Here is a 13,015-nt window from a genome sequence, read left to right as displayed (position 1 = left end):
CATCTGCGTTCACCCGAACGCGTATTGCAGCGCCAGGGGCGGACGATCACGCAGGCGGACTAGACGACTGGTCTAATTCTGTGTAAGATGCCTCCCATGAACACCGCTTATGACGATACCCGGCAACGCATTCTGGATACCGCCCACCGCATCATGGCGCGGGAGGGATTTTCCAGCGTGGGTCTGAACAAGATTCTTCAGGCAGCGGGCGTGCCCAAGGGGTCTTTCTATCACTACTTCCGTTCCAAGGAGCAGTTCGGGCAGTCGCTGCTGGAGGATTACTTCGAGCGCTATCTGGCCCTGATGGATCAGCGTTTCAGTGATACCTCCCTCCCGGCCCGCCAGCGACTGATGGGGTACTGGGAGCAGTGGTTCAGCAGCTATGCCGGCCCCTGTGAAGAACAGCAGTGCCTGGTGGTGAAGCTCAGTGCGGAAGTGGCGGATCTGTCCGAGGCCATGCGTCTCACGCTGCGTGACGGCACGGAGAAAATCATCGGCCGGCTGGCGGACTGCATTGCCGCCGGTGTGGCGGATGGGTCGCTTCCGGAACTGGAACCGGTTCCCATGGCGACCCTGCTGTATGAACTGTGGCTGGGGGCCAGTCTGCTGACCAAGCTGCACCGCAACAGCGGTCCGCTGGAAAAGGCGCTGGACATGACCCGGCGTTTGCTCGGCGATCAGGACTCGGACAACTGAACACCCGTCCCCCGGAGACGGGTATTTTTGGCTTCAGATGCTAGACGACTGGTCTAATAATTTGTTGAAAACAGGTCCTGATGACCTTAAGGAATCACCGCATGACACAGACTCAAGACATCAACCGCCGCATTGTGCTGGCCTCGCGCCCGGTGGGTGCCCCGACAGAAGAGAATTTCCGGCTGGAGCAGGTCCCTGTGCCGGAACCTGCTGAAGGTGAAGTGCTGCTGCGTACCGTCTATCTTTCTCTGGACCCCTACATGCGCGGACGCATGAGCGACGGCCCGTCCTATGCCGAGCCGGTCGGGGTTGGCGAGGTGATGGTGGGTGGCACCGTCAGCCGGGTAGCGGCCTCCCGGCATCCGGATTATCAGGTGGGCGACTGGGTACTGTCGTACTCCGGCTGGCAGGATTACGCCATTTCCGACGGCTCCGGTCTGATGCCGCTGGGCAAGGCGCCCGCGCATCCGTCATACGCCTTGGGCATTCTCGGCATGCCGGGCTTCACTGCCTACATGGGCCTGCTGGATATCGGCAAACCCAAGGCCGGTGAAACCCTGGTGGTGGCGGCCGCCACGGGGCCGGTCGGTGCCACGGTGGGCCAGATCGGCAAGCTCAAGGGATGCCGTGTGGTGGGGGTCGCCGGTGGCGAAGCCAAGTGCCGCTACGCGGTTGAGGTGCTGGGTTTTGATGCCTGCATTGATCACCATGCCGAAGACTTTGCCGAACAGCTCGCCCGGGCCTGCCCGCAAGGCATCGACATCTACTATGAAAATGTCGGTGGCAAGGTGCTCGAAGCGGTTCTGCCGTTGCTCAACACCGGTGCCCGCATACCGGTGTGCGGTCTGATTGACTGGTACAACGCCACCCGGCTGCCGGACACGCCCAACGGCGCCATGCTGATGCGCACCATCCTGACGAAACGCCTCACCGTCAGGGGCTTCATCATTTTTGATGATTATGGTCATCGCTACGACGAGTTTGCGAAGGAGATGACCGAGTGGGTCCGCACCGGCCAGATCAGGTACCGCGAGCAGATCGTTGATGGCCTGGAAAATGCCCCGCAGGCGTTCATCGGCCTGCTTGAAGGGCGCAATTTCGGCAAGCTGGTCGTCCGCGTGGGAGCGGATGACTGATTGACGGGGCCGGCCACATTACGGCCCGGCACGTTCCAAACTGATACAAGGAGCACGACATGAACATTCTGATGGTACTGACTTCACATGATCAGCTCGGTGATACCGGGCACAAGACTGGCTTCTGGCTGGAAGAATTTGCCGCCCCCTATTACGTCTTCAAGGATGCGGGGGCAAAGATTACCCTGGCCTCGCCCAAGGGCGGACAACCGCCGCTGGATCCGAAAAGTGACGAACCGGATGCGCAGACCCCTGCCACGGACCGGTTCCACAAGGATCCCGAAGCCCGGCAGGCCCTCGCCAACACCCTGCCACTGGCCTCGGTCAATCCGGAGGACTACGACGCCGTCTTCTATCCCGGTGGTCATGGCCCGCTGTGGGATCTGGCGGAAGACCCGAATTCCATTCGCCTGATTGAGGCCTTCTACGCAGCCGGCAAACCGGTGGGCGCCGTTTGCCATGCACCGGCCGTGTTCCGGCACACCAAGGCACCGGATGGTCAGCCGCTGGTCAAGGGCAAGCGTGTCACCGGCTTCTCCAATTCCGAAGAAGCGGCCGTGGGCCTGACCGATATCGTGCCTTTCCTGGTGGAAGACATGCTCAAGGCCAATGGCGGGCAATACAGCAAGGCGGACGACTGGCACAGCTTTGCTGTGGTCGATGGCCATCTGGTCACCGGACAGAACCCCGCCTCATCCGAAGCGGCGGCCCATGCTGTCCTGGAATTGCTGAAAAAATAAGCGCTTCTGTGCACCCTTCAGGGTGCATAGTCTTCCAGCCGCCGGGCAACGCCTGCCCGGCCGATCCTGCCGAAATCCGACTTGCCGGACCAGAGCCGTCCGAATACGCCCCGGATCAGTGTCATGTAGGGGCCCGAGGGCTTCAGGCCACAGCCGAGAAAGCGCAGGAAGCTGCCTCCCCGATAGAGACTGCGGTCCGCGTGCAGATAGTACAGATGGGTCAGCCACACGACCGCTGCCAGCACAGGCAGCATGACCAGGGTGGCCCCGATGTACCAAGCCCTGTGGATGGCCAGTGCGTGCAGCAGATCCCGGCACACATCCTGATGCTCCAGCTCCTCCAGGGCGTGCCAGTGCAGGACCCGTCCGGGGGCGGGCTGCGTCCGGGGATCTTCCAGTCCCCAGGCCTGTCCCTGTTCAAGAACGGCGAGGCTCAGACTGGATGTATGCAGTTCAAAGGCACAGGGCAGGCTGAGCACCAGTTGCCGGGGCAGCACGTCCACGGCAGTGTTCAGCACCTTTTCCAGCGCCTGACCGATCCGGTGGGCGGCGCGGTAGCCACAGCCCGTCAGGGCATCATTGCACTGCCGGTGGATTCGGCTGTGCCAGGCCTCCTGCTGAATCAGCCCCTGCACGTCCCGTGCTATTTGCTCCGGCAGCGTGGTGCTGTCCAGCTCGCGCAGAATGCGGATCACCACCCGTTCCACCGGCGGAATCAGGCAGCTCATGGCGTTGAAGAAGTGACTCATGACCGGATCGGCGGCCAGCCAGTGCGCGGATGCGCCGTCCAGCCCGATTTCGATCCGGCGGGCGGTCAGAGGGTGTGGAATGTTCATTGTTCACTCAGGCATGCCAAAAAGCAGATAGTTCACCTTAGCCTGTTACGCCAATGATTGTTAGTTGAGGTTGTGATCTGGTTCACATTGGGCGACTAAAAGTCTTTCAATAGGTAATAGTTCGGTTATTGAATGTAAAGATATGTGACATTTTGTCTGGGTAGCAGAATGATGTCTGACACAATCATTTGGCGATCTTTACAGGGGGCATTCTTTTCATCCGGAGTCCTGAGGCGGGATCATCTCATCAGGATCAGGTTATTGCCAGCCATGCTGGTTTGTTACCTGTTGTTGATGGTGTTGGCCATGTCAGGATATCGCTTTTGTGTTGCCCGGAAAGTTCACGAGCGAAGGGTGGTATTCAAAATGCGCTGGCAGGTCTATCGCCACGCCGGATATATCAATGAAACCACACATCCGGAACGTGTGCTCAGAGATGCTTACGAGTCACACTCCATGAGTTTCCTCGCCTATTATAAGGGCAAGCCTGCAGGCACGTTACGTTTGACACGACTAGACAAAGGGAGCCCCATTCAGAGCCTGTTTAATATCAACGTTTCCTTGCCGCACGAAAAAACTGCTGAACTGGGTCGCTTTGCTGTATTGCCCGAGTTCAGAACTCAAGGCCGTTGGGTCACCATGGGGCTTACCATCATGATGTATCTGGCTTCTCTTCGACAAGATGTCCGGTGGTGGGTCGGTTATACTCCGGAAGGTTTGCTGCGCTCATTCAGCCAGGTCTTTGATGCCCGGGCTATACCGCAGTTACAACCTGAGCCGCGTCATCTGTCAGCCAGAAAAAGCATGCCAGGATACTTTCAGCGCTTTGATAACTGTATAGTCTGTTTTATGGCTCCGGTCTCATCTGCTAACCCGACAGGCTGGCTCAAACGGTTGATCCTGATCCCGTCTGAGCAGATCAGAGAGATTGTGTTGAAATGTGTTCGCTCAATACTCAGAGCAGGCCCTTCAGCACCAGATCCCGGTAAGTGACGATGCCAAGTATTTGATCGTTCTCGATGACCGGTGCCACGGAGAGTCCGAACCGGTGGAACAGGCGCGCGCAGTACCTCACATTGAGGCTGGGCTCCACGCTGATGACCGGCTTGGACATGATCTCGTACAGGTTGACACGCTCGGGAGCGCGATCGGCGGCCAGCACCTTCTTGGCGATGTCGGCCAGTAGCACGATGCCATGGGCGTCATGCTCATCCCGTCTGGAAATGAGGATCACATTCAGATCCTGCTCACGGATGCGTGTCAGGGCTTCGGAAACGGTGGCGAGCCCATCCATTTCCGCAAAGCGGTCCGACATCACATCCCGCACCTTGATGACCGGTTTGGTATTCACAGCAGATCCTCCACGGTTCGGGTCAGGCTCGCCATCTGGTGCTGAACACCGATGGCGTCTTCCACGTCGATCTGAACGGCAATCCCGGTGCCGGGCCGGGTATCGAACTCGCCTGCTGTCCCGATGGTTTCCAGAATGTGCCGGCTCAGATGTTCTTCCACCAGAAACAGCACCACATCCCGCGCCGACTCCAGAGACAGCCCGAGAAACGTCTTGTTCTTTTTGAGTCCCTCTCCCCGGGCGGAATTGATGACCGTGGCACCGGTTGCGCCGGCATCCCTCGCTGCGTCGATGACCTTGTCCGTGATGCTGTCTTCCACAAAGGCAATGATGAGCTTGTAGTGCATGTGATTCTCCTCGTTAACGCCGCCGGCTCAGCCACTGAGCAAGCTGCGCGTAACCCATGACCGACATCATGGGGAAAAGGCTGGCAAAGGCGATCAGGCCAAAGCCGTCAATCAAGGGGCTCCGCCCCGGCACACTTTCTGCCAGACCCAGGCCCAGTGCCGCCACCAGTGGTACCGTAACGGTGGAGGTGGTCACTCCGCCGCTGTCGTAGGCCAGGGGAATGATCATCTTCGGTGCCCGGAGCGTCTGGATGAGCACCACCACGTATCCTGCCATGATATACATGGGCAGGGAATCACCGACCACTATCCGGTAGGTGCCCAGTGTTATGCCAGCCGCCACACCCAGTGCGACGGCAATACGCAGCCCGAAAGCCTGTATGGCTCCGCCGGAAACCTCCTCTGCCTTCATGGCCACGGCCAGCAGGGAAGGTTCCGCAATCGTGGTTGCAAAGCCGACCGCAAAGGCAAAGGCATAGACCCAGCCATAATCGGTCCAGTCTGCGGTTGCCATCCCGGCCAGCTCCGTACCGGGGTGAATGAAGGCCGGATCGGTCAACTGGGCAGCCATGCTCTTTCCAAGCGGAAACAAGGCCCAGTCGAGTCCCATCAGGAACAGTGTCAGCCCCAGGATGACCCAGACGAAGCCGGCCAGAATGCGGACCAGGTTGGGCGGCGGCTTGCGGATCACGGCAAACTGAAAGCCGAAGATGATGCTGGCGATGGGCACCACATCCATCAGGGTGCTCCGGAACACGCTGAAAAACTCCTGCCACAGGCTCATAGTGCCACCATGCCGTAAACCATCACGAAGATCATCGGGGTCAGGGACGCCAGTGCGATGAGGCCGAAGCCGTCAATCATGGGGTTGCGTCCGCGAATGGCAGACGCCAGCCCGACGCCCAGTGCGGTGACCAGCGGCACCGTAATGGTGGATGTGGTCACGCCGCCGGAGTCATAGGCAATGCCGATGATGGATTCCGGTGCGAAGGCGGTCAGTATCACGACCACCACGTAACCACCAATGATGATCCACTGGAGGGGCCAGCCCTTGATGATGCGGATGACACCGAGCATGATGGCCAGTCCGACGGAGAAGGCGACGGTCAGACGAAGCCCCCTTGCGTATCCGGCACGGGCGTCGGGCGTATCGGCAATGGCTCCTCCTTGTGCGGCCACCGAAGCGGCTTCGTCAGCAATAGCTATCAGTGCCGGTTCGGCGATGGTGGTGCCGAACCCCAGGCAGAAGGCAAAGACGAGCAACCAGCCGACGCTGCCCTTGCGTGCAAAGGCATGGGCCAGGCTTTCCCCGATGGGGAACAGCCCCTGCTCCAGACCAAATACGAAAAAGGTCAGCCCCAGCAACACCATCAGGGTCCCGGCGAGAATGCGTCCGGCGTCGGGCAGAGGCTGGCCGAGAACAAGCAGCTGAAAGCACAGCACGACCAGCAGAATGGGCAGGAGGTCGCGCAGACTGCCCAGCATGGCGCGCATAAAGGGTCTGAGAATTGAGATCATGCTCCCAGCATAACGAATCCGGCGCTGGCAGGATTGATTTGCGGCAAATTTTCATCAAAAGGCATGGCCGGGTGCTTAGGGTGCGTTGCCTAATTCCACCCCGCACAATAGAGCCAGACACAGAGGAGGAGTGAACATGAAAGACACTACCGCGCGGCGGCTGTATACCCGGCCCCTGTACTTGTCCATATTTGTGGCCGTGATCATCGAGCTGGTGAACTTCGCCATTTTTGGCTACGGGCTCAATGTGGACGATGCCAGCCATTTTCAGGAGTTCATCTGGACGGTCTGCGTCGGCGGTCTCGGCATGGGCTCGCTGCTGGGGGTGATGATTGATGTGGTGGTCACCGGCCGCCTTCAGGGCACCGAGGCGCGCAATACCATCCTGATTCTGACCGTCCTGGTGCTGGGTATCGTCACCAAGTTCGTGACCATCGCCCTGCAGGGGCAGGCGGAACTGCTCAATGTCAGTGATCACACGCTGATGTATGTGGGCGTGGGATTGCTGCTGGCGCTGTTGGCTGGCTGGGTGCTGGGGGTGCTGCTTTACACCGAGAAGGGCCGGCAGGCGCTGGTCAGAGCGCGGCTCTGACCCTCACTGCGGACAGCGGGTGCCCGAGCCGGTGTGGCTGAGGATGCCTTGCTCGTTCAGCGTCAGCGTGCCACAGGCGTCCCCCTGCATGGGGCCGCCTGAAGTGGGGCTCGCGCTGGCCGTGAAGCCTGCACCGTCCGTATTCACCGATAGCGAAAAGGTGTAGCCGGTTTCCGGATCGGTTTCCGGGGGGCGGCTATAGCCCAGAAAGCTCCCCTGACGGCTGCGGTAGCGCTCAGCAGCCTGAGCCCAGAGGTGCAGGGTCTGAACCGCCTGGTCCCGGCGAGTGGCCCGCACATGCTCCGTGTAGGACGGAATGGCCACCGCCGCCAGGATGGCGGCGATGACCAGCACAATCATCAGTTCGACCAGGGTGAATCCGCCTGAGCGGGTCACTGAATCTGTATCCATGACTTGCGTCCCTCCGATGCACTGCCGGCAGCTTCATCCACGGTCCGGAGGGTGCCGGTCGAGCTGCTCAGGTACTTGTGTTCCTTGTTTTCTTTCGGGTTGCTCAGAATGACCGGGTTGAGCACGATTTCATCATAGCCGATGCCGCCGATATGCTGCAGCGTTCGCCCGTCCGGTGTGTAGCCATCCAGATCGTCGATCTTGCCGTCCTTGTTGATGTCATAGACGGCATATCCGAGCTGGCCACCAGTCATGGCGTCAACCTCCATGAGCCAGCTGGTCCCGTCAGGGATACAGGGATCCGAGGAGGGCACGAAGGTGGTGAAGATGACCCGGTCGTGGCGCACCATCATCCCGTTGAGCACCCGTTCACCCTGGCCTGAAGCGGTTTTGGGCGGCCTGAGCTGCATGATCCAGCCGCGTTTTTTCGTGTAGTCCACCGGGTGACTGCTGAAAATCCGGTGGCGGACCCCCAGTTCGCCGGATTGGGCATCCACCTGGATATCAATGGTCTGTTCCACCAGATCCGAAACACGGATGGGATCATACTGGCCGGGCGTACGGTCCCAGAGGCCATAGGCGGCTTCCAGCCGGGGAGAATTGCTCAGTGTCCGGTCGTCCTGGGTCAGGAAACGGCCGCTGCCCACATAAACCATCACGCCGCCCCTGGGGTGCAGGCGCACATCAGGACGAGCCAGAAGTGGGCGCCGGTTGGCAAAGGTGTCACAGTCGCCATCGCAGGCGGTAAACAGAGGCTTCGGTTCAAGGGTGCTGCCCACTACCCGCCAGCCGGATTCCTGTTCACTCCGGAAGTCGAAGGCCCAGACATTGCCATAGAGGTCACCGGCATACACCATATCGGTAATGCGGTCACCATCGAGATCAACCGGTACCGGCGTGCCCAGGCCGTTGGGCGGTACGTTTGTGCCGGACAGGCTGTCCGGGCCCACGCCTGTGCTCAGTACCTTGAGCACCGCGCCGGTCTTCAGATCCAGTACGAGCAGTTCGGCCTGCTGGCTCTTCGGGTTGATACCGTTGCCCACCAGCACCACCCAGCGGTCACCGGCGTGTACCCGTGCGATGGCCGGACGGCTGACGGTCACACCCAGGTGATTGGCCAGGTCAGTGCTGGCAGAGGGATCGACATCCCAGAGCACATTGTCTTTGGTGAAGCTTTCCGGCCGGGTCACATCCAGCGCAAACAGGCTTTGACCACCCCGCCCCGTGCTGCCCACCAGCACCGTTTTCCAGGCATCATCCAGCCAGACGTCGCTGAAGGTGGGGGCACCGTCCACATAGTAGGCATGGCTGTACTTGGGGTGGGTCAGGGCGCCCAGCCGGCCGAGCAGGGCACCCGGGATATAGGCGAACAGCGGCTTTCCGGTCTCGCCGTCAATGGCGTGGAGCTTGCCGTCATTGGCTCCCACGTAAATGACGGGCGGGCGTTCCGTGTAGGTGGAATCACTGCGGAATGCGTTGTATCGGGTGCGTTCATTCTGGCTCAGGCCCGAGCGGCTGAGGCCGAAACCAAAGTTCTGATGGGCGACCACGACCGGATCCGAATGAATGATGTCACCAAGATAGCGTCCGCGCTTGCGCAGGCCGTCGGTGGTGTCATCCGCAAGGGTACCGAGAAGCCACTTGATCCGCGTCTTGGCCTTGCCGTCCGTCTTGCCCGTGACCGGGTCCTTGTTCAGCGGCCCGAGAATGTCTGCCGAGGTGGTGTCTGCAGTGAGCTGCACGGTCTGGCCACCGGCCCGGGTGAACACCTTGGTATGTTGTGTGACGGTTTTGCCGGATTGCCATTTGGGCGTGCTCTTCAGTTCGCCGGTCGTCCCGTCCACCTCGTAGGCCACCACTTCGCCGGACCAGTCGCCCGGATTGTAGGTCACCTGATAGATCAAAGTGTCCGAGCTCAGCTCGAAGGCACTGGCTGCGGCGGCGGCAGAGGAGGTGCTGCGGCTGACGATGTCGGCCAGTACCGATTTCAGCGCCTGGGCAAACTCATCGGGATTCTGGGCGCTGAAGTGCTGGCCATGGCCGTTGATGGCGGCATGCCAGAGATCGTCTGCCCTGGTGTTTTTACCGGAGTCGATATCGGGCCAGCTCTTGTCACCTTTCTCGATGGCTGGCAGGTCTGTGGCCGGATCCAGAGTGCCCTGGACACCCAGTCCCACGGTAAAGGTGGTCATGTGTTGCCAGAAGGCCGGGTCCTGTGGGCTGGTGGGGACCAGATTGTCCAGCTTGGGCATCAGGTCCCGCTTCCAGTAGTACATGGCAACGTCGGCCAAGGTATTTTTGTAGGCATCCTTGAAAGGCGTCTCGGGTTTGTACTGATAGGTTTGCTGTCCGGGGCCGGTGATTTCGGGCCCATTCGTGTTGTCCGCATTACCAACATTGGGACTGTCGCCATTCCAGTAACCGTCCGTGGTCAGGATGGTATAGGCCGGGCGGCAGGCCAGCGGTTTGTCATAGCGTGAGTCTTCCCAGGGGGCATTGGTGGAATAATATTCACCGGCGGCCTTCAGGGCCCGGCGCAAGGGGGTGCCGCCATCAGGAGTGGTAGCATAAAGCGTGTTGTAGAACGTTTTCCTGTGTGCTGTGTCGAAGGTCCTGACCGTGATGTCAGGAACCGGATTCTCGGGTGTGATGGAATGAATGGTGGCAAACCCGACACGTGCCTTCTCGTCCAGCACCGCAAAGGCCCGGCCCACAGCCGCCTTGGCGGAAGCCATGCGGGTACGGTGATAGGTCCACCAGTTGGCAAAATTCTGGATTTCTTCCTCGTAGGTGCAGGTGGGCGCGTTTTTGCAGTCGGTTCGTTGGGAGCTGCCGGTGTAATTGTTCCCAGGCGTGATCTTTACCTCAGTACCGTCCATTTTGTAGTACTTCGGGATGTGACTAACATAATATGTTTTTTCCTGAATTACACCTCCCCCAGATTTTGCTACGAAGAAGTTGACGTGATCAGATGGAAAGGTTGTGCACCCTGACCCAGTAGTCACGGGGTCATTGACAGCGCAGCTTGTGCTTGCCTGTGGCATTTCCGTCCCATCGGCATTGACCCACGGGCGGTAGGTGACCGCCGGATTGTAGTACTGCTTGTTGTAGGCTGGACTGTACCGTGCCCAATACCAAGGTGCGTAGGCGGCACCGTCAGGTAAAAAATCCCATCCCATGGACCCCGAGTCGTCCAGAATCATCAGTATGTTGGGCTCGGCGCGAACGCCCAGAGTCAGGGGGGTCTGGGCAAGATCCAGGGGTTGGGCGGCCGTGCTGCCTGATGAGGAGCCGGCGTATGCTGCCGCGGGGAACAGACCGGCCAGAAACAGCAGATTCTTCAATGCCTGTGAAATACGGTCACGCATGATCGCCTCCTAGCGAATGAATGTGGCCTGAAGCAGAACGGGGGCGGCACTGCCGGGTGCGCTGCCGCGTGCGGTGATGCGGAAGACCCGGCGCTCGGTGTAGGGCTGATCGCTGGCGGCCGAGTCCGGTTGTCCGATCGTGGGCGCCAGCTCCTCGATCATGTAGTGAGCCGTGCCGGTGCCGGTATAGGCCGTGACGGCCACCATATCCGTCAGGGTCGCCTGTGTGGCGGCCGGGGCAGGTGCGTTGATGTAGTGGTAGCGCCCGTCCTTGCCCTCAAACTTGCCCAGGGCCGCCCCGCCGAGATAGCGCTCGGCAGCAGACAGGGCCGCCTCCGCTGCCTCGAATGCCTGATAATCCTGACGGCTGTAGCCGGCGAGTCGTTCTTCATCCGAGATGCTGCGTGTGGTGGAGACAGCCAGCAACGAAAGTGCCAGCAGAAAGAGCAGCACCACTATCAGCACGACCCCCCGTTGGTGCAGGTTTGTCCGTGTCATGAGCCACTCCTGTTACGCAGTTGAATGGTCCAGGTGACAGGCAGGCGCAGGGCCTTGTCCTCGGGTATGAAGTCGGTGCCGTTGAAGCGATACGGCTGCGGCGTGGGCAGTACGTCTCTGTCAGAACGCAGCAGCACCTGAATCCGGATGCTTCGTACCTGTTCCCAGTTGACGGAACCGGATGCGGGTACATAGCTGTCTGTCTGGCCGTTGCTGTCCGAATCCACGCCATAGGTCACCTGGAAATCGTCCACATTGGGAATCAGCAGCTCGGGTGCCCGGTGGTTGGCCTTGCGGTACAGGCCGGTCAGGCCGTTCCCGGAAGCCAGGTAGTACACCAGCGTGCCGGTAGGCACCAGTTCGGCCCCGGCATCAAACCGTGTGGCCGCATCGCCGCCCCAGTCCGTGACCGCATTGCCGGGCTGGCTCCCCGCCTGATGCGCCAGCTTCAGCGTGGCCGGTACGGGAGGTGTGGCGGACGCGTTGCCTGCCTGAGGCGTCAGCGCGGTGATCTGGAAGTAGCGGGCCTTCTCGCAATCGGAAACCAGCACAATATCGTTGACGCACAGGCCCGACCGGCTTGCCGAGCCATCCGGACAGGCACTGTTCAGCGTGGGGCCGGGGTCTTCCGTGATCACTGCGTCCCGGGTGGTCTGCGCGGTCAGCCGGAGCGGCTGGCCCAGCACGGTGCGGATGAGCAGGACGTCCGTGTTCGCAACGGGCCCGGGTGTCAGTGTGCCGCTCAGTTCGGATGGCGTGCCGGACACATTGTCCCAGCCCCGCAGGGCAACAGTCACATCGTTGAGAATGTCGGTGGCGGCCTGAAGGCTGTTTTCCGGTGGTGTCTTGTGATTCCCCAGGCAGCCACGGTAGTCCACCATGCGCAGTTCCCGGTCGAGCAGGGTGCGCAGGATGCGTGCAGATTCCTGAAGTCGGCTGGTCGCCTCATTCACTGACCAGGTCTGGCGATTGCCGAGATAGAGCTGCGCCACTGCCAGCGTCAGCAGACTGCTGAGCAGGAGGGCGATCAAGAGTTCCACCAGACTCAGGCCCGTCTGGCGTGGAAAGGGGGTGCGAAGGGATCGGCAAGTCATGGTGCCACCACCACCTGATAGCTTTCCGTCAGCCCGCTTTGCACACGCTCACCACTCCAGGTCAGGGTGATGGTGATGGTCTCGCTGGCGGCGTCGGTTTCAATGGCAGCCTTGCCGTCCGGGAGCATCTTGGTCACCTGGGCGTACCAGTCCGCAAGATCCCCGGCCGCCAGCGTGCTGCCGCCAGAGGGGCTGGCGCCGGCGGTGAGGTTGTAGTCACCTTTCAGGGCGGCCTGGCGGTTGGCGCGGATGCGTTCTGCCATGTCGGAGGCAAGCTGCACGGCAATGCTCTGGGAGGCGGCAGAATGGTTGAGGCGCAGGGCGTTGGCCTGCAGGGCGGCAGAGCCCAGTGCCCCCAGCGCCAGCAGGAGCAGGGCCACCAGTACTTCAATCAGCGAGAAGCCGGCATGGGATCGTTTCATGGTGCT

General features: G+C 60.6%; 15 protein-coding genes. 5 read left to right on the top strand and 10 right to left on the bottom strand.

Annotated elements, in window-relative coordinates; translation table 11 throughout:
• Nucleotides 1-96: 96 nt before the first annotated feature.
• From AAIA72_RS10835 to AAIA72_RS10825, 3 genes are all read left to right on the top strand, one after another.
• Complete coding sequence (locus AAIA72_RS10835; protein ID WP_369600333.1) at nucleotides 97-696, top strand: TetR/AcrR family transcriptional regulator; 600 nt, start codon at nucleotides 97-99, stop codon at nucleotides 694-696.
• Between the two features lie 101 nt (nucleotides 697-797).
• Nucleotides 798-1,832, top strand: coding sequence for an NADP-dependent oxidoreductase (locus AAIA72_RS10830; RefSeq protein ID WP_369600332.1), 1,035 nt, complete (start codon nucleotides 798-800; stop codon nucleotides 1,830-1,832).
• Nucleotides 1,833-1,891: 59 nt separating this feature from the next.
• Nucleotides 1,892-2,572 (top strand): type 1 glutamine amidotransferase domain-containing protein, encoded by a 681-nt coding sequence (locus AAIA72_RS10825; RefSeq protein ID WP_369600331.1) that lies wholly within the window; start codon nucleotides 1,892-1,894, stop codon nucleotides 2,570-2,572.
• Nucleotides 2,573-2,589: 17 nt separating this feature from the next.
• On the opposite strand, the gene AAIA72_RS10820 is transcribed toward AAIA72_RS10825, so the two are convergent.
• Entirely contained in the window at nucleotides 2,590-3,408 is an 819-nt protein-coding gene (locus AAIA72_RS10820) for a metal-dependent hydrolase (RefSeq protein ID WP_369600330.1), read from the bottom strand.
• Nucleotides 3,409-3,678: 270 nt separating this feature from the next.
• Between AAIA72_RS10820 and AAIA72_RS10815 the strand changes: the two genes are divergently transcribed.
• Nucleotides 3,679-4,401, top strand: a complete 723-nt coding sequence (locus AAIA72_RS10815) for a GNAT family N-acetyltransferase (protein ID WP_369603000.1) — start codon at nucleotides 3,679-3,681, stop codon at nucleotides 4,399-4,401.
• Here the strand turns inward: AAIA72_RS10815 and AAIA72_RS10810 are convergent.
• Genes AAIA72_RS10810 through AAIA72_RS10795 form a run of 4 tightly spaced genes read right to left on the bottom strand, consistent with a single transcriptional unit; the run spans nucleotide 4,364 to nucleotide 6,624 of the window.
• Nucleotides 4,364-4,759 (bottom strand): CBS domain-containing protein, encoded by a 396-nt coding sequence (locus tag AAIA72_RS10810; protein WP_369600329.1) that lies wholly within the window; start codon nucleotides 4,757-4,759, stop codon nucleotides 4,364-4,366. The genes AAIA72_RS10815 and AAIA72_RS10810 overlap by 38 nt on opposite strands.
• Nucleotides 4,756-5,106 (bottom strand): P-II family nitrogen regulator, encoded by a 351-nt coding sequence (locus AAIA72_RS10805; protein WP_369600328.1) that lies wholly within the window; start codon nucleotides 5,104-5,106, stop codon nucleotides 4,756-4,758. Before AAIA72_RS10805 ends, AAIA72_RS10810 begins: the two co-directional genes overlap by 4 nt.
• A gap of 13 nt (nucleotides 5,107-5,119) precedes the next feature.
• Nucleotides 5,120-5,890 carry a DUF1538 domain-containing protein gene (locus AAIA72_RS10800; protein WP_369600327.1) on the bottom strand — a complete coding sequence of 257 codons (771 nt, stop codon included), beginning with the start codon at nucleotides 5,888-5,890 and terminating at the stop codon, nucleotides 5,120-5,122.
• Nucleotides 5,887-6,624 carry a DUF1538 family protein gene (locus tag AAIA72_RS10795; RefSeq protein ID WP_369600326.1) on the bottom strand — a complete coding sequence of 246 codons (738 nt, stop codon included), beginning with the start codon at nucleotides 6,622-6,624 and terminating at the stop codon, nucleotides 5,887-5,889. Before AAIA72_RS10795 ends, AAIA72_RS10800 begins: the two co-directional genes overlap by 4 nt.
• A 136-nt stretch (nucleotides 6,625-6,760) precedes the next feature.
• On the opposite strand from AAIA72_RS10795, the gene AAIA72_RS10790 reads away from it, so the two are divergent.
• Entirely contained in the window at nucleotides 6,761-7,216 is a 456-nt protein-coding gene (locus AAIA72_RS10790) for a hypothetical protein (protein ID WP_369600325.1), read from the top strand.
• 3 nt (nucleotides 7,217-7,219) lie between these two features.
• Here the strand turns inward: AAIA72_RS10790 and AAIA72_RS10785 are convergent, their stop codons facing one another.
• From AAIA72_RS10785 to pilV, 5 genes are all read right to left on the bottom strand, one after another.
• Nucleotides 7,220-7,627: a type IV pilin protein gene (locus AAIA72_RS10785; RefSeq protein WP_369600324.1), complete on the bottom strand. Its 408-nt coding sequence runs from the start codon at nucleotides 7,625-7,627 to the stop codon at nucleotides 7,220-7,222.
• Complete coding sequence (locus AAIA72_RS10780; protein WP_369600323.1) at nucleotides 7,609-10,506, bottom strand: pilus assembly protein; 2,898 nt, start codon at nucleotides 10,504-10,506, stop codon at nucleotides 7,609-7,611. The genes AAIA72_RS10785 and AAIA72_RS10780 overlap by 19 nt, the downstream gene beginning before the upstream one ends.
• A 498-nt stretch (nucleotides 10,507-11,004) precedes the next feature.
• Nucleotides 11,005-11,493, bottom strand: coding sequence for a PilX N-terminal domain-containing pilus assembly protein (locus tag AAIA72_RS10775; RefSeq protein ID WP_369600322.1), 489 nt, complete (start codon nucleotides 11,491-11,493; stop codon nucleotides 11,005-11,007).
• Nucleotides 11,490-12,587 (bottom strand): PilW family protein, encoded by a 1,098-nt coding sequence (locus tag AAIA72_RS10770; RefSeq protein ID WP_369600321.1) that lies wholly within the window; start codon nucleotides 12,585-12,587, stop codon nucleotides 11,490-11,492. Before AAIA72_RS10770 ends, AAIA72_RS10775 begins: the two co-directional genes overlap by 4 nt.
• Nucleotides 12,584-13,009: a type IV pilus modification protein PilV gene (gene pilV / locus AAIA72_RS10765; RefSeq protein ID WP_369600320.1), complete on the bottom strand. Its 426-nt coding sequence runs from the start codon at nucleotides 13,007-13,009 to the stop codon at nucleotides 12,584-12,586. Before pilV ends, AAIA72_RS10770 begins: the two co-directional genes overlap by 4 nt.
• Nucleotides 13,010-13,015 lie beyond the last annotated feature (6 nt).

It is taken from the genome of Thermohahella caldifontis, assembly GCF_041153465.1.
GTDB lineage: Bacteria > Pseudomonadota > Gammaproteobacteria > Pseudomonadales > Oleiphilaceae > Thermohahella > Thermohahella caldifontis.
The sequence above is the reverse complement of the archived record's forward strand: the minus strand, read 5'-3'. Positions and strand labels throughout refer to the sequence as shown.